The organism is Mucilaginibacter metallidurans (assembly GCF_003286435.2).
Lineage (GTDB): Bacteria > Bacteroidota > Bacteroidia > Sphingobacteriales > Sphingobacteriaceae > Mucilaginibacter > Mucilaginibacter gossypii.
In genome coordinates this window covers 2,752,951-2,770,475 of the sequence record NZ_CP043449.1, presented here as the reverse complement: position 1 = coordinate 2,770,475, position 17,525 = coordinate 2,752,951, and the positions used below count along the sequence as shown (strand labels likewise).

8 protein-coding genes are annotated in these 17,525 nt (G+C 41.4%); all 8 read left to right on the top strand.

Going from position 1 to position 17,525, the window contains the following annotated elements; all coding sequences use genetic code 11:
- Positions 1-103: 103 nt before the first annotated feature.
- The 8 genes from DIU38_RS11840 (at position 104) to DIU38_RS11805 (ending at position 17,354) form a co-directional block, all read left to right on the top strand.
- Complete coding sequence (locus tag DIU38_RS11840; protein ID WP_112654901.1) at positions 104-1,360, top strand: efflux RND transporter periplasmic adaptor subunit; 1,257 nt, start codon at positions 104-106, stop codon at positions 1,358-1,360.
- Positions 1,361-1,491: 131 nt separating this feature from the next.
- Complete coding sequence (locus DIU38_RS11835; protein ID WP_090525339.1) at positions 1,492-2,169, top strand: ABC transporter ATP-binding protein; 678 nt, start codon at positions 1,492-1,494, stop codon at positions 2,167-2,169.
- A gap of 194 nt (positions 2,170-2,363) precedes the next feature.
- Positions 2,364-4,733 carry an ABC transporter permease gene (locus DIU38_RS11830; protein WP_112654900.1) on the top strand — a complete coding sequence of 790 codons (2,370 nt, stop codon included), beginning with the start codon at positions 2,364-2,366 and terminating at the stop codon, positions 4,731-4,733.
- Positions 4,734-4,839: 106 nt separating this feature from the next.
- Positions 4,840-7,206, top strand: coding sequence for an ABC transporter permease (locus DIU38_RS11825; RefSeq protein ID WP_112654899.1), 2,367 nt, complete (start codon positions 4,840-4,842; stop codon positions 7,204-7,206).
- Between the two features lie 251 nt (positions 7,207-7,457).
- Complete coding sequence (locus tag DIU38_RS11820; protein ID WP_112654898.1) at positions 7,458-9,848, top strand: ABC transporter permease; 2,391 nt, start codon at positions 7,458-7,460, stop codon at positions 9,846-9,848.
- Between the two features lie 203 nt (positions 9,849-10,051).
- A complete protein-coding gene (locus DIU38_RS11815) occupies positions 10,052-12,367 on the top strand; it encodes an ABC transporter permease (RefSeq protein WP_244311290.1) in 2,316 nt (771 codons plus the stop codon).
- Positions 12,368-12,450: 83 nt separating this feature from the next.
- Entirely contained in the window at positions 12,451-14,874 is a 2,424-nt protein-coding gene (locus tag DIU38_RS11810; RefSeq protein WP_112654896.1) for an ABC transporter permease, read from the top strand.
- A 104-nt stretch (positions 14,875-14,978) separates the two neighbouring features.
- Positions 14,979-17,354, top strand: coding sequence for an ABC transporter permease (locus DIU38_RS11805; protein ID WP_112654895.1), 2,376 nt, complete (start codon positions 14,979-14,981; stop codon positions 17,352-17,354).
- The last annotated feature ends 171 nt before the right edge of the window (positions 17,355-17,525 follow it).

Below are 17,525 nucleotides of genomic sequence, written 5' to 3'. Positions count from 1 at the left end.
CGTACGCTTAAATACTGTGTTTTGTGTTTAAATTATTGAAAAACAGCATTTTAATTTGTGGCATATCTTTTTGTTATAACTTTCAAAATATTATAGAAATACAGTGGACAGAAAAATTGAGAAAAAGACCTGGAACAGCAAAAAGATACTTACCATTGCAGGTATTACAGGCATTATTTTACTAATAGGCGGCAGTATTTATCTTACATCGGGTAAAAGCAAGCTTGATGTTGATACTGAACGCTTAACTATAAGTACTATTACTAAAGGCCCATTCCAGGAGTTTATACCGGTTAACGGCGTGGTTATGCCGCTAACTACCATATTTCTTGATGCATCTGAAGGCGGTGTTGTTGAAGAAAAATACGTTGAAGACGGAGCTAATCTTAAAAAAGGCGACCGGATTCTGAGGATGTCTAATACCGATCTTGAGCTTACTTTAGCTAACCAGGAAACCGCGGTTTATGCCGAGCAAACCCAAATGCAGATCTCCCATAACAATGCACAGCAAAACACCATCAGCAAGCTAAATACTATGGCCGATGTAGAGAATGCCTATAAAGAGGCTGAAAGGGTTTACAAGTTGGACAAACATTTATATGATCAGAAAGCCATTGGCCTGCAGGAATATCAGTCAGCTAAAAATACCTATGATTACCAGGTGAACCGTTACAAATTGGCTAAACAGATTCTTAGGCAGGATACAGCGCTGGTTAAGCAGCAGGCTTCGCAATCACAAGAACAATACGCCCACATGAAAACTACGCTTGAACTGATGCGAAAAAAAGTGGCCGGTTTAGTATTGGTGGCGCCAACAGATGGTCAGTTAACCTCAATGGATGCCGAAGTAGGTCAGAGCAAAAATAAGGGCGAGCATTTGGGGCAGATAGACGTACAATCGGGCTTTAAAGTTAGGGTTGATATTGATGAGCACTATCTGTCACGTATTTACACAGGCCTGAAAGGCGACTTTCAGTTTGCCGATCAAACCTATAATCTGGTTATAAAAAAGGTATATACCCAGGTTAAAACAACAGGTAGTTTCCAGGTGGATATGCAATTTGTTGGTAAAGTACCTACAGGGATCCGTAAAGGCCAAACACTGCAGGTGAGGTTGGCACTGAGCGATCAGATGCAGGCGGTATTGGTGCCTAAAGGCGGTTTCTTCCAGCAAACAGGCGGCAATTGGATCTTTAAGGTAAGTGAAGATGGTTCAAAAGCATACAGGGTAAACATCCAGCTTGGACGCCAGAGCCCTGATTATTTCGTGGTAACAGAAGGCTTAAATCCTGGCGATAAGGTTATTACCTCAAGTTATGAAACCTATGGTGATATTCAGGAGCTTGTGCTAAAAAAATAACGTAACCAAGCTGCAACGCCTGGCACTGTTTAAGCGTCATTATAATATATAACAGAGATAATTAATAAATTTAAATAAACAAAAAATCAAATCATATCGCCATAAAGGCGGGATGAACAACGGAGGCACCAATGATAAAAATTTCTAATCTTGAGAAATTCTACCGTACCGAAGAGGTAGAGACCATCGCATTAAACAAGCTGTCGATGGAAGTGGCTACAGGCGAGTTTGTAGCCATTATGGGCCCATCGGGCTGCGGTAAATCAACCCTGCTTAATATTTTAGGAATGCTTGATGACCCGGATGCCGGCAGCTATGTTTTTAATGAAATTGAAGTAGCGCATTTTAATGAGCGTAAACGCGCCGATCTGCGTAAACACAACATTGGCTTCGTTTTCCAGAGCTTTAACCTTATTGATGAGCTTACCGTATTTGAAAACGTTGAATTGCCATTGATCTACACCGGCGTAGCTGCTTCAGAGCGTGTTAAAAGGGTGGAAGAGGTGTTAGACAAAATGCAGATCATGCACCGTCGTAACCACTATCCGCAGCAGTTATCAGGTGGTCAGCAACAGCGTGTAGCTATTGCACGCGCAGTTGTTAATAAACCAAAACTGATCCTTGCGGATGAGCCTACCGGTAACCTGGATAGCAGCAATGGTAATGATGTGATGGAACTACTTACCGACTTAAATGAACAGGGAACTACCATTATCATGGTTACCCACTCTGAACATGACGCCCGGTACAGTCACCGTATTATACGTCTGCTTGACGGACAAACGGTTATGGAAAATATCATGGTATAGTTTGTTGAGTTCATAGTTGATAGTTTTATAGCTCGTGGTAAGAAAAGAACTTCCGGCTTAAACCTAACGACTTTTGACTTAGACCAACGCTTCCGAAATCAGTTTATAGATAAGTTAATAATTGCCTCTGCTGCCCTTCTCCACATTTGTAGAGAAGGGCATTTGGAGTTTTCTATTTTTAAAAACCTACTCCTATGTTTAAAAATTACCTTAAAACCGCATGGCGAAACTTGATTAATACTAAGTTTTACAGCGCTTTAAATATTGTTGGCCTTACCATTGGCCTGTCCGTTGGTATGCTTATTTTAATTTGGGTGCAGGATGAGCTGAGTTATGATCGCTTTCATACTAATGCCGATAATATTTACCAGGTAAATGCCTCTATTGGTGTGGGTGCCGGTAAGCAGGTTTGGGGAAACGTTTCCGGACCCGTGGCTTTTTTTGCCTTAAAAGAAGTGCCGGGGGTTGTAAACGCGGTAAGACTTATCACTGTACAAGATTATTCAGTTTTTAGATATAAAGATAAACTGCTGAAAGAAGATTATGGCAAACTGTTGTTTGTTGATGATGCTTTTTTTAAAATGTTTGATTTCAAATTATTAAAGGGAAGCGCCGATAAACCATTCCCTAATGATAAGACCGTTATCATAACGAAAAGCGTTGCTAACCGGTACTTCGGTAACGAAGATCCTATCGGCAAAACTATATTAGGCGATAGTAAAGAACCTTACACAGTATCTGGTATACTGGCCGATTTTCCTGCAAATTCGAGTATTAAAGGAGATATCTTTTTTTCCATCGAGGTAAGAAAAAAACAATATACCAGAAACCGTTTCTGGAAATCAATGGATGAGGATTGGGGGAATTATTATACCACCACCTTTTTACAGGTTACCCCCGGTGCTTCGGTTAAAGCTATTGGCGACAAGCTAACCGAGATTCATATGAAAAACCAGGCCGGTATAAAACCTACCGAAGGGGTGTTTCAGCTTCAGTCGTTAAAAGATATTCATCTATATTATCCCGATGGCACTTCTGCCGGGATCCAGGTGGTGAAAATATTCTCGTTTGTTGCGGTGCTGATCTTGATTATAGCCTGCATCAATTATATCAACCTTTCAACCGCACGCTCAATACTGCGTTCAAAAGAGGTTAGTGTACGCAAAATTATAGGTGCCGAAAGGAGCCATCTTTTTGTGCAGTTTATTATTGAAACTGCATTTTGTTTTATAGTAGCCCTGACATTGACCTTAATGCTCATTTACGCTATCATGCCTGTATACAACAGTATTTCGGGTAAACAAATGCACTTCGACCTGTTTAACATGAAGGTATGGCAGGTTATCGCTTTAACTATTACAGCAACGCTTGTTGCATCAAGTATATATCCGGCTTTGTTGCTGTCATCTTTCAAGCCTATCAACGCGCTGAAAGGAAAAATATCCGGTGCAGGAAACGCAACATTTAGAAAAGTGCTGGTAGTATGCCAGTTTGCTTTTTCAATAGGTTTGATAATAGGCACGCTGGTTATAAATCGGCAGTTAGAGTATATCCGTTCTACACAATTGGGGTATGATAAGGAATATGTTTTCGCCCTACCTATGCGCGCAATGCAAGATCATTATGAAGCGATAAAGGCCAATCTGCTCAGCCACACTGAAATATTGAGTGTTGCCACGGGCAGTAGTAGCATCATCAGCAGCGGATCAAGTACCACAGATGCTGACTGGGACGGCAAACTTACCAATGAAAGTATGTTGATCCATCCGTTTGAGATGGATAAGGACTATATAAACCTGTTTAAATTAAAGTTTGTTAGTGGTGTCGGCTTTGCAGGTGCAAAGTCAGATTCGGCGCATTATATACTGAACGAAACCGCCGTTAAATTAACTGGTATTAAAAATCCAATAGGCAAGCGTTTTAAACTGCATGATCTTAACGGAACCATCATAGGAGTGGTTAAAGATTTTCACTTTGCCTCGCTAAAGCAAGCCATTGAGCCGGCCATATTTACCTATAGCCCAAGCTCGTGGCAAATGTATATAAAAACTACAGGTAAAGAAGCGCCCGTAGCTATCAAACTTGTTGAGAAATACTGGAAGCAGTATAATTCGGATTTTCCGTATGAATACAGTTTTTTGGATGAGGCTTATAACGATATGTATAAGTCTGAACAGCATACAGCTACCTTATTCAACATATTTGCTGGTATAGCCATATTTATCTCATGCCTGGGTTTATTTGGTTTAGCAGCTTACACAGCACAAATAAAAGTTAAAGAAATAGGTATCCGTAAAGTACTTGGTGCCAGTGTAACCAATATCACAACCATGTTATCGCGTGATTTCCTGGTGTTAGTATTACTCGCTATTATAATAGCCTCGCCTGTAGCCTGGTACGCAATGAATAAATGGTTGATGGATTATGCTTACCGCGCCGAAATTCATTGGTGGCTTATAGTTATAGCCGGCGGAGCAGCAATAATCATTGCTTTTTTAACTATTAGTTTCCAAGCCATAAAAGCAGCTTTGACTAACCCTGTTAAGAGTTTACGATCTGAATAATTATCATTAAGTCATCAGTTGCTCTCCATTAAGTTATTTTGAATGGCTAATTGTGCAAGCGACAGGCAATGACTTAATGACCCAATGACTTTAACGAACTAAAGATATGTTTAAGAACTATTTAAAAATCGCATGGCGGAGTTTGATTAAAAACAAACTTTATTCGGCCATTAACATTGGAGGTTTGGGTGTAGGTATGGCAGTGAGCTTTATGTTGCTGTTATATGTTTATAATGAATTTACTTATGACGGATTTCATGAAAATAAGGATAGGCTGTATAAGGTAATGCGTAACCAGCCTTCAAATGGCGAAATAAACACAGGGGATGCCACGCCCGTGCAGATTGCTGCCGCGCTGCAAAAAGACTACCCAGAGGTTGAGTATGCAGCCCGTGCAAACTGGTCATATGATCAACTGTTTAATTACAACAACAAACCGTTAAAAGTTAATACCATTGCTGCCGACGAGTCATTTCTGAACATGTTTACACTTGATTTTGTGAAGGGTAACAAAAAAGATGCTTTCAGGGATATGTCGTCAGTTATCATGTCCGAATCGGCAGTAAAGGCCGTTTTTGGCGATGTCGATCCTATAGGTAAAACTGTTAAGTTAAATGGTTCGCGGCTGGTAAAAGTGAGTGGTGTTTACAAAGATCTGCCCCGGAATTCTACGTTCAGGTTTAATGCACTAATTCCATGGAAACTTTATGAAGCTGATAATGGCTGGGTGAAAACATCGGGCTGGGGTAATTATTCGTTCAAAACTTATGTTATGCTTAAGCCCGCCGTTAATGTAGATAAGCTTAATCTGGAAATCAAAAAGTTAATTGGTCGCTATGACGATCATAATAAAGAAAATCAGTTATTCTTGTTTCCATTTGCCAAATGGCACCTGCACAGCGAGTTCAAAAATGGAGTGAATACAGGTGGCGCAATCGAATACGTGCGTTTATTCCTGTTTCTTGCAATAGGTATTTTGCTTATTGCCTGTATCAACTTTATGAACCTTTCTACTGCGCGATCTGAGCGCCGGTCCCGCGAGGTTGGGATCCGTAAAGTTGTAGGTGCGCGGAGAATAGCCATTGTCCAGCAGTTTTTAGGCGAATCAATCCTCACCGCTATAATTTCGCTTGTTGTTGCACTGGTAATAATAGCATCAACGCTTGGTTATTTTAACGAAATCATACATAAGCAACTGACAATTCCTTATAACAATGCGTGGGCATGGGGCGCCGCTATATTAGTAACGCTGATAACTGGTTTATTGGCAGGTAGTTACCCGGCTTTGTTTTTGTCGTCGTTTAAACCGGTAAAAGTTTTAAAGGGCACTAACAAAACGGGTAGAAAAACGCTGCACTCAAGACAGGTATTGGTTATCGTACAATTTGTATTTGCTACATGTCTTATACTTTCAAGTATCCTGATTTATAAACAGATCAACTACATTAATGACCGCCCGGTAGGTTATTCACAAAATGGACTTATCGAGATCTCATTAGATGGCAATTTATATAAAGAATATGAAAACTTCAGAACGGATATAATTAACGCGGGAGCCGCTGTGGATGCTGCAGAAACATCGGGCAGTATAGCCAGTAATGGCAGCAGCAGTTGGGGTATTAACTGGCCCGGACAGCTACCTGGCGAGGATAAAATACCTATCGACCAGATTGTTACTTCATTTCATTTTATTTCAACTTATAAGCTTGAATTGATAAAAGGGCGTGATTATATACCAGATCGCATGGCCGACTCATTGTCGCTCATTATGAACGAATCGGCTGTTAAACTAATGCGCTTAAAAGATCCGCTTGGGCAGATAGTGAAATGGCAGGGTCGTAATTGTACTGTGGTTGGTATTGTTAAAGATTTTGTTTGGGGATCGCCATATGAACCTGTGAAGCCTGCCATTATTGGTTTTGATAAAGGTTGGGCAGGTCAGCTTGGTATTCGTTTAAATCCGAATGCTCCTGTATCAAAAAGCCTTGCTACAATTGGCGACATTTACAAAAAATATAACCCCGAATATCCTTTTGAATACAAGTTTGTTGACGAAAACTTCAGCGGCAAATTTGAAAATGAAAAGCTCTTGGGTACGTTGTCGAGTTCGTTTACTGTGTTGGCCATTATTATATCCTGTCTCGGCTTGTTTGGTTTAGCTTCGTTCTCGGCCGAACAGCGTAAAAAGGAAATCAGTATCCGTAAAGTATTAGGCGCAAGCATCAGTAGTTTGTGGTTCAACCTGTCGAAAGAGTTTTTAATACTCGTGGTTATTTCATTTATTATTGGTTCGGCCCTGAGCTGGTACAACATGAGCAAATGGTTACAGCATTATACCTACCGTACAGATATAAGCGCCTGGGTATTTATTGCCACTATAGGGATCAGTATGGTAGTTTGCCTGCTTACGGTAAGCTGGCAGGCTATCAAAGCGGCGTTGAGTAATCCTGTTAAGAGCCTAAAAAATGAATAAATCTGCATTGGGTCACTGAGTCATTAAGCATTGAATGCTGACTGATGACTTAATAATATAAAGTCTAAAGTAAAGAATAACTTTTGATTCTCTACTTTAGACTTCTGACTTAAGCAAACGTTCACATTCGCACTGTAAGTGTTCCATTACCGAACGGTTTTATATTGATTGTATTTTGTTAATTGATTGATATTTAATTAATTGTGTAATTGGTATAGGTTTTAATATTTTAGTGGTATAAACCATTTGCCATGTTACGTAATTACATCAAAATAGCCTGGAGAAACCTCATCAAACACAAGGTTTTTTCGTTTATCAATATCTTCGGTTTAGCTGCGGGTATTGCTGCTTTTTGGCTCATTAGCCTTTATGTGGTTGATGAATGGAGTTACGATCGTTATAACCTTAAAGCTGACCGGATTTTTCGTGTTGTTCAACATGGTACATGGAATGGCGGTAAATTCAATCTTGCAGTTACTTCGCCGCCGTATGCCCCCGCTTTAAAAAACGACTATGCCGAAGTAGAGGACGCTATTCGCATTGATGCCGAAGGCGGTGGCAGGATCACTTATGGCGAAAAGCAGATTAACGAGGGCGCGATGTTGTTTACAGATAAAGGCTTCTTTAATCTTTTTACCCATCACTTTTTATCCGGTGATCCCAACACTGCTTTAACCAAGCCGCAAAGCATTGTACTTACTAAAACCCTTGCCGAAAAAATATTCGGTAACGCTGCGGATGCCCTGGATAAAACAATACTAATCGAAAATAACCCAAGTACAGTTACCGGTGTAATTGATGATGTACCTGCAAATTCACATTTCGGTTTCAGTGCCCTTCGCTCATTACCTGAGGGATATACCGATGGCTGGGCTAATTCGCATATCTACACTTATGTATTGCTGAAAAGTCATGATGATTTTAAAAAGGTCCAGGCTGGCTCCGATGTGTTTTTTAATAGATACCTAAAAGGACCGCTTGGAGCTATGCAATACAGTATGGAACTGCAGCCGCTTACATCAATTCACCTTAACTCTAATCTTGATTACGAACTGGGCAGCAACGGCAACATAACCTATGTATATGTATTTGGCATTGTAGCACTACTGATACTGGCTATCGCACTTATTAATTATGTAAATCTTACAACAGCACGTTCATCCATAAGGATTAAGGAGATAGGTGTGCGCAAGGTAATTGGCTCCAGCAAAAAACAGCTGATCATAATGTTTTTTGCCGAATCAGTTTTATTCACCGTTATCGCTGCCCTGATAGCATCAGTGATGGTGCAATTTTTATTGCCTTATTTTAACCTTCTCTCCGGTAAAAGCCTTGTACTTATGCAGTTTGGATTTAGCAAAACACTTATCCTATTCAGTCTGTTTGCGTTTGTCACCGGTATTTTAAGCGGTTTATATCCTGCATTGTTTCTAGCTGGCTTCCGTACCATTGCTGCTATGAAGGGGCAAATGGGCAGCCAGGCTGCTACTATCATGTTCAGGAAATCATTGGTAGTATTTCAGTTTGTTATCACCATTGTTATGATAGCCGGTTCATGCATCATTTACAGGCAACTGCATTATGTAATGAACAAAGACCTTGGCTTTAATAAAGCCCAAACGCTTACTTTCCATATCAACGATAAATCTGCCCGTGCAAAAATAGCCGCTATTAAAAGTCAGCTGTTGCAAAATCCGGCTGTTGAGGCCGTGGGTATTGCAGGCAATCCTATTGGTAATAATGATATTGGTTCAAGCAATTTCAATATCGGCGCCGACGGAAAGGCCAATTCTGAATCAAAAATGGTGGAGAACCTTATAATTGATGATGATTTTATACCAACCTTGCAGGTGAAGCTGGCTAAAGGGCGCAATTTTTCATCGGAGATGAGTACCGACAGACTTGAATCCATTATTGTAAACCAAACGCTTGTTGATGAAATGGGCTGGAAGGATGCCATCGGCCGCTCTGTAAGGGTTGGAGTAGATGATAAGGGTAATGTGATCAGCCGAAAAATAATTGGAGTAGTTAAAGATTTTAACACCTATTCGTTACAGCATAAAGTTGTACCTATGATGTTGTACCTGCCCTTTACTGCCAACGACGAGGATAATATGTATATCCGAATTGGCAAAAATAATATCCCTGCTACACTCGACTATATAAGTAAAGTTTACAGCCGGTTTGATATCGAAAACAAGGTTGAGTTCCATTTCCTCGATCAGAATTTCGGTAAACAATACCAGTCTGAACAAAAGCAGGGTAACATCCTGCTCATATTCACCATATTGGCTATCAGTATAGCTTGTCTTGGTTTATTCGGATTGGTAACCTTTACCGCCGAGCAAAGGGTAAAGGAAATTGGCATCAGGAAAGTTTTGGGTGCAAGTGTAACCTCTATAGTTACCCTGTTGTCAAAAGATTTAATGAAGCTGGTGCTGATAGCCACGCTAATAGCATCGCCGCTGGCCTGGTATGGCATGAGCAAATGGCTACAAAGTTTCGCTTACCGGGTTGATATTAACTGGTGGATCTTCGCGGTAGCGGGTATCCTGGCTGTGATCATCGCTTTCATAACAGTAACTGTACAATCGGTAAGGGCAGCAAATGCTAACCCGGCTAAGAGCCTTAAAAGTGAATAAACCTCACCCAGCCCTCTCCAAAGGAGAGGGCTTAAAGTGTGGACTATGATATAAAATAATTAATTAAAATTCCTCCCCTTGGGAGGTTAGGAGGGGTTTATGTTTAAAAATTACTTAAAAACAGCTTTCCGTACCCTGCGTAAAAACGTGGGTTTACGGTTATTAATATATTGGGGCTGGCCCTTGGGCTGGCTACATGTCTTATGATTGTGCTATACGTGGCGGATGAGTTAAGTTATGATCGGTTTAACGAGAAAGCTAGCCGTACGTATCGGGTTAATGAAGATCTTAAATTTGGCAACAATAATGTACTTTATGCCGTTGCAATGCCGCCGTTAGCTCAGGCTTTAAAAACAGATCTCCCTGAAGTGGATGAAGCAACCCGGCTTAAAGCAGCGGGAGGTTTCCACGTAAAAAAAGGCAACGAAAGCATATTGGAGTATGGCAACGTTTATGCCGATCCATCGGTTTTTAACGTGTTTACGTTGCCCATGATCAATGGTAACCCGGCTACGGCTTTGAAGGAGCCAAATACAGTAGTAATCACCGAAACTACAGCTAAAAAATACTTTAACAGCACCAATGTTGTTGGTAAAACGCTCGCCATTGATAACAACCAATTATTGAAAATTACCGGGGTTATCAAAGATTTGCCAAAGCAATCGCATTTTCATTTTGATTTTTTTATGTCGATGGCGAGTTGGCCTGACAGCCGCTCTCCGGAATGGTTGAGGAGTGATTATAACACTTACGTGGTGTTGAAACCTGGTACAGATTACAAGTTTTTTGAGAAAAAATTGACTGCTCTTCTGAAAAAATACAGCGAAAGCCAAATGCAAACAGCGCTGCACGTAAATATCTCCGATTTTGAAAAAAGCGGCAGTTATTTCAGGCTTAACCTAACTCCGTTAACCGATATCCATTTGCACTCAAACCGTACCGGTGAGTTGGGCAGCAACAGTTCGGCGCAATATGTTTATATATTTTCGGCCATCGCCATATTTATATTACTCATAGCGGGCATCAACTTTATGAACCTTTCAACAGCACGTTCAGCCAGCAGGGCAAGGGAGGTTGGTGTACGCAAGGTTTTAGGTTCCCCGCGTAAATATTTAATAGCTCAGTTTTTAACTGAATCTGTGTTGGTGACTTTGGCAGCGGCAGTTATAGCTTTTTTTACTGTGTTACTTTTATTGCCGCTGTTTAATCAGGTATCGGGCAAAGAGTTGGTTGTTGGTGCGCAAACCTTAGCCTGGTTGCTTCCTGCTTTACTATTAATTGTACTGGTTGTAGGTTTTGCTGCCGGATCGTATCCTGCTTTTTTCCTTTCGGCATTTCAGCCCATTAATGTGCTAAGCGGTAAACTGGCCGGCGGTTTTAAAGGTAGCATGCTTAGGAGTGTATTGGTGGTATTCCAGTTTTCTATTTCGATATTCCTCATCATTGGTACCATCGTTATTTATAATCAACTCAAATATATTCAAACCAAAAACCTGGGATATAATCGTAATCAGGTGCTTGTTATCAATAATGCATTTGAGTTAGGCAGTCATGCCAAAACCTTCAAAAATGAGGTGAAGAAGTTACAAGGTGTGGTTAACGCAACGTTGACAGGTTATTTGCCAACCGGTAAAAACAGGGGAACGTCTATCTTTTATAAAGAGGCTGTGGGCGATCAGAAAACAGCCTTGTTTCCGCAAAGCTGGCGGGTTGATGCCGATTACATTAGCACCCTGGGCATGAAGATCTCTGCCGGGCGAGATTTTTCTACAAGTATGCCAACTGATTCTACCGGATTGGTTATCAACGAAACCGCGGTCAAATTTTTAGGCTTTAGCAATCCTGTTAATAAAACCCTGTACCGCAATATGGATGGCAACCGTGATCATGTAAAAGCTTATCATATCATAGGCGTGGTTAAGGATTTTAATTTCAATTCGCTGAGAGAAAATATCAGTCCGATGATTTTTTTAATGGACGAAGACAGTGGAAATCTGAGTATCAGGGTAAATACAACTAATTTACCGGCTCTTGTCGATCAGATAAAAAGCAAATGGCAGGGCATGACCCAAAGTCAGTTTAGCTACTCTTTTATGGATCAGGACTTTGATGCCAACTATCGGGCCGAGCAGCGTACCGGCACCATATCCATCATATTTACTGTGCTGGCTATTTCCATTGCCTGCCTTGGTTTGTTTGGCTTAGCTGCATATGCCGCCGAGCAACGTACCAAAGAAATCGGGATCCGTAAAGTACTTGGTGCAAGTGTATCCGCCATAGTGAATACCTTATCCAGAGATTTTATAAAGCTGGTATTGATCTCCATAGCCATTACAACCCCTTTAGCCTGGTATTTAATGAACAAATGGCTGCAGGATTTCGCTTACCGCATCAGTATACAATGGTGGGTGCTGGTGCTGGCAGGTGCAGGCGCCATGTTAATAGCTATTGTAACAGTAAGTTTCCAATCTATAAAAGCAGCATTGGTAAACCCGGTTAACAGCCTTAAAAATGAGTAGGCAGTAGGCCGTTTGCAGTGGCAGTTAGCAGTTACGTAACAGGAGGATACCAATGAACTAATGAACAATTGAACCAATGAACCATGTTTAGAAATTACCTTAAAACTGCATTTCGCACATTGAAAAAAAATGTGGGATTCACCGCGATTAATGTATTTGGTTTGGCCCTTGGGCTGGCCACATGTTTACTCATTATATTTTATGTGGTTGATGAGCTGAGCTATGACAAGTTCAATGTTAAGGCCGACAGGATTTATCGCGCCAATATGCAGATTAAATTTGGCGGTATCGATCAAAGCTATGCTTCGTCGCCGTCGCCGTTGGCTGCTGTATTTCAAAACGATTATCCCGAGGTTGAACGTGCCTGCCGTTTGTTGCAACGCGGCGGTTATAACGTAAAAAAAGGCAACCAAACCATTCACGAAAACAGGATGGTGTTGGCCGATTCAACGCTATTTGATGTATTTACCCTGCCTATGATAGCCGGCGATCCCAAAAAGGCGCTGGTTGAACCGAATACCGTGGTTATCACTGAAAGTACGGCCAAACGTTATTTTAACAACACGCAGGTAATGGGTAAAACCTTTACGTTTGATGAAAAGCTGCTTTATAAGGTTACCGGCGTAATAAAAGACCTGCCCAGGCAATCGCATTTTCGTTATGATTTTTTCCTGTCGATGGCATCAAATGCCGAAACCAAAGATGGGGCATGGTTCAGCAATAATTTCAATACCTACGTGCTGCTAAAACCAGGTGTGGATGCCAAAAAGTTTGAAGACAAGTTTCCTGCGTTAATGCACAAATATGCGGGTCCGCAATTGCAAAGTATCTTACATCTCACTTTTGATTCGTTTGAAGGTTCAGGCAACAAATACCAATTGAGCCTTATGCCATTGAAGGATATCCATCTTAAATCAAACTTGGTGTCCGAGCTTGACCATAACGGGAATATCCAGCATGTGTACATTTTTGGCGCGGTAGCGATTTTTATCTTACTAATAGCCTGTGTAAACTTCATGAACCTTTCAACCGCCCGTTCTGCAAACCGGGCCCGGGAGGTAGGGGTACGCAAGGTGCTTGGTTCAAGGCGTCAGTCACTCATTGCCCAGTTCCTGTCAGAGTCTATCATGGTAACGTTTATTGCTACGGTGATAGCCATGCTGACGGCCTATTTTCTGTTGCCGGTATTCAATAATATTGCGGGTAAAACCATGGAGCTTAATATGGGTTCATTGATTTGGCTGATTCCCGCTTTGCTGGTTATGGTTTTGGTGATCGGCTTCCTGGCAGGTTCGTATCCTGCATTTTTTCTTTCCGCATTTCAGCCAATTGATGTTTTAAAAGGAAAGCTTTCCTCTGGCTTTAAGGGAGGCATGTTAAGGAGTTCATTGGTGGTGTTCCAGTTTTTTATATCGATAGTGCTCATCATTGGTACGCTGGTGATCTATAATCAGCTTAAATATATTCAGAATAAAGACCTTGGTTATAACCGCAGCCAGGTATTGGTGATTCATGGCGTGTATGACCTTGGCGACAAGAGCAAGGTGTTAAGAGATGAGGTAAAGCAATTGCCCGGCGTAATGGGGGTAACCATGACAGGCTTTTTGCCAACTTCTGATTACCGGAACAGCAGCAGTGTTTTCCAGGAACGCGGGCTCGACCCCAAAAAAGCAGTGCTTGCACAAACCTGGGTAGTTGACGACAACTACCTGCCAACTCTGGGTATCAAATTGACCAAAGGGCGCAATTTCTCAAGCCAGATGCCAACCGATTCGGCAGCTATGATTGTTAACGAAACTGCTGCCAAACTCATGGGCGTACGCGATCCGCTTAATAAGCCTATGTATTTGCCTATGGATAATATGGCCAAAACTTTTAAGGAATATCATATAGTAGGTGTTATTAAGGATTTTAATTTCGCTTCGCTACGTAATAATGTAAGCCCGGTGATATTGATGTATGGGCAGGATACCGGCGCCTTGAGTGTAAAAGTAAATACCGCTAATATTACCACACTTATGGCAATGATCAGCGACAAATGGAAATCTATAAAACCGGGTAAGGAGTTTGAATATTCGTTTATGGATGACGATTTTGATTCATCGTACCGTGCGGAACAGCGGATGGGCACCATATTCATCATATTTACAAGTTTAACAATTGTGATAGCCTGTTTAGGTTTGTTTGGCCTTGCGGCATATGCTGCCGAACAGCGCACTAAGGAGATAGGCATCCGTAAAGTACTTGGCGCTAATGTAGGCGCTATAGTAGGTATGCTGTCAAAAGATTTTATCAAACTGGTAATGATAGCAATAGTGATAGCCATTCCAGTTGCCTGGGTCACCATGCAACAATGGTTGCAGGGCTTTGCCTACCGGCAAAACATACAATGGTGGGTGGTAGTATTGGCTGCTGTTTTGGCCGTGTTGATCGCTTTTGTAACCATCAGCTTTCAATCCATCAAGGCGGCACTGGCCAACCCGGTTAGGAGTTTGAAAAATGAATAAAATTAGTTGGCAGATAGCAGCAGCAGGTTACAGTAGCAGATACAGTCCAGCAGGCAGATAAAAGTAAGCGATAAGTACCAATGAACTAATGAACAAGTGAACTAATGATACGAAACTATTTAAAAACAGCGTGGCGGAACCTTTATCGTAATAAAGCATTTTCGCTGATCCATATCTTGGGGTTAACCATGGGGATAACCGTTTGCCTGATGATATTCTTGTATATAATGAATGAGTTTAGTGTGGATAATTTTCATAAGCAGGGCAAAAACATTTACAGGGTGATGCGTGGTTTTGATAAAGCGAAAGCACCTACCTCATACCTGTCAGGACCTTATGCGCCTGCTATGCTGAATGATTTTCCGCAGGATGTAAGAATGGCTGTACGCGTTTCGCCGCAAAATAATTTGATCTCTTTTGGTGAAAAATCATTCAACGAGAAGAAAGTTTATGCAGTTGATTCCAATTTTTTCAGCCTGTTTACCTTCCCGTTGCTTAGGGGGGATGCGGCTTCGGCACTGAATAATCCGGGTAGCGTAGTACTCACTGAAACTACAGCAAAAAAATATTTTGGCAGCGTTGAAAATGCGATGGGTAAAGTGGTGAAGATGGATAAACGTTTGCAGTTAAAAGTAACGGGTATTGCAAAAGACGTACCTTCAAACTCTCACCTTGATTTTGATTTAGTAGTACCGATTGCCAACTATACCCGCGATCCCGGTTTTAATGTTTGGATTAACAATGGCTTGTTTGTTTACCTGCTGTTGAATGAACATAGTAGCCCATCAGCATTGGAAAGCCATTTTCCGCAGTTTATGGAAAAGTACATGGGCGAAGATATGAAGCGCTTCGGTACTAAATTTAACCTGAGCCTGAGACCCTTCAAAGATATTTATTTTGAAAATGCGTCATCGTTTGATAACGTAAAGCATGGAGATAAAACTGTTGTGTTCATTTTTATTTCGATAGCGGCACTTATTATGATCATTGCCTGTATCAATTTTATGAACCTGGCCACCATTCTTGCGGTTGAACGCTCAAAAGAGGTTGGCATGCGCAAGGTTTTAGGCGCATTACGGAACCATTTGGTATGGCAGTTTATTGGCGAGTCGTTGTTGCTGGCGCTTATTTCATGCGCGCTTTCTATTGGTTTGTTACTCCTGCTGATGCCATTATACAACAGCCTGCTGGGGTATGAACTCACTGTATCATGGAACAGTGTGCCGATTTACCTTTTTCTTTTAGGAGTTATTTTATTTGTAGGTTTCCTTGCCGGAAGCTACCCGGCTATATTTATGTCGGCGTTTTCGCCTATTGAGGCTTTAAAGGGTAAGCTTAAATTAGGTAAAGGTGGGGCATTCTTTAGGCAATCACTGGTGGTGTTCCAGTTCAGTATTTCGGTATTGCTCATTATTGGCACTATCGTGATCGTTAAACAGATGCGGTATGTAAAAAACAAATCACTGGGTTATGACAAAGAGCAAACGGTTATTGTGAAGATTGATAATAATGACATCTATGATCACAGGCAAACATTTAAACACCAGCTGCAAAATTCGGACTATGTGAAGTCGGTATCCCTGATGTCGGGCGAGCCGGGCGGCTTTTTCGATATGCAGGGTTTTGAGGTCGAAGGTCAGCATGAAACCTTTAAATCCAGGTCGGAATTTGCCGACTTTGAATATGTAAAAACATTTGGCCTGAAAATAATTGCCGGCAGGGATTTTTCATCACAGTTTGCTACTGATACTACGAATTCGGTATTGATCAACCGTACAGCGGCTAAAGAACTGGGCTTTACGCCGCAGCAGTCTATCGGTAAATGGATTAAAAATACAGTGCGTGATAGTAGCCGCCGCACTATCATTGGTGTGGTTGAAGATTTTAACTTCCTTTCACTTAAAGAAAACATGGATGCCCTGGTGATATCGCCAAGTGAAGACAGGCGCGTAGCCGTAATCAAACTAAAATCCGGGGATATCCAGGCCGGTTTGGCGGCTATCAAAAACATTTATGCCGAAGTTGCGCCCGTTTATCCGTTTGAATACAGCTTTCTTGATCAGCAGTTTGATACTACCTATCGCAACGATATCAGGCAGCAAACCATGTTAAGTATATTTTCAGGGTTGGCAATCTTTATAGCTTGTTTAGGCTTGTTCGGTTTAGCCTCATTTACCGCGGCGAAACGTACCAAGGAGATCGGGGTCCGCAAAGTATTGGGTTCATCGGTACAAAATATCCTTATCCTGATATCAAAAGATCTGCTGAAACCAGTGTTATTAGCTACAGTGATTGCTATCCCCCTGGGTTATTACAGCATGGATAAATGGCTGCAAAGTTTCGCTTACAAAACACCTTTGCATTGGTGGATCTTTGGTTTGGCGGCTTTGCTTACATTTGTTATAGCAGTGGTTACCATTAGCTTTCAATCGTTAAAGGCGGCACTTGCAAATCCTATCCGCAGTTTGAGAAGCGAATGAGATCAGTTTGCAGATAGCAGTGTCAATTTGCAGTAGCAGTTGAAGAAATAGAATATACCCTGAGCCCGTGTCCCCACGGGCTTTTTTATGACGTCCTGTCATTATTTGGTAGCCCGAATTTATTTTCAGCACCATGCAACGTATTTGCTAAACGCCAGGTCTTATTATATA

What these genes read in the sequence shown, in the direction of transcription:
- DIU38_RS11835 (WP_090525339.1), top strand. Translation starts at nt 1,492, where the DNA reads ATGATAAAAATTTCTAATCTTGAGAAATTCTACCGTACCGAAGAGGTA.
- DIU38_RS11830 (WP_112654900.1), top strand. Translation starts at nt 2,364, where the DNA reads ATGTTTAAAAATTACCTTAAAACCGCATGGCGAAACTTGATTAATACT.
- DIU38_RS11825 (WP_112654899.1), top strand. Translation starts at nt 4,840, where the DNA reads ATGTTTAAGAACTATTTAAAAATCGCATGGCGGAGTTTGATTAAAAAC.
- DIU38_RS11820 (WP_112654898.1), top strand. Translation starts at nt 7,458, where the DNA reads ATGTTACGTAATTACATCAAAATAGCCTGGAGAAACCTCATCAAACAC.
- DIU38_RS11815 (WP_244311290.1), top strand. Translation starts at nt 10,052, where the DNA reads ATGATTGTGCTATACGTGGCGGATGAGTTAAGTTATGATCGGTTTAAC.
- DIU38_RS11810 (WP_112654896.1), top strand. Translation starts at nt 12,451, where the DNA reads ATGTTTAGAAATTACCTTAAAACTGCATTTCGCACATTGAAAAAAAAT.
- DIU38_RS11805 (WP_112654895.1), top strand. Translation starts at nt 14,979, where the DNA reads ATGATACGAAACTATTTAAAAACAGCGTGGCGGAACCTTTATCGTAAT.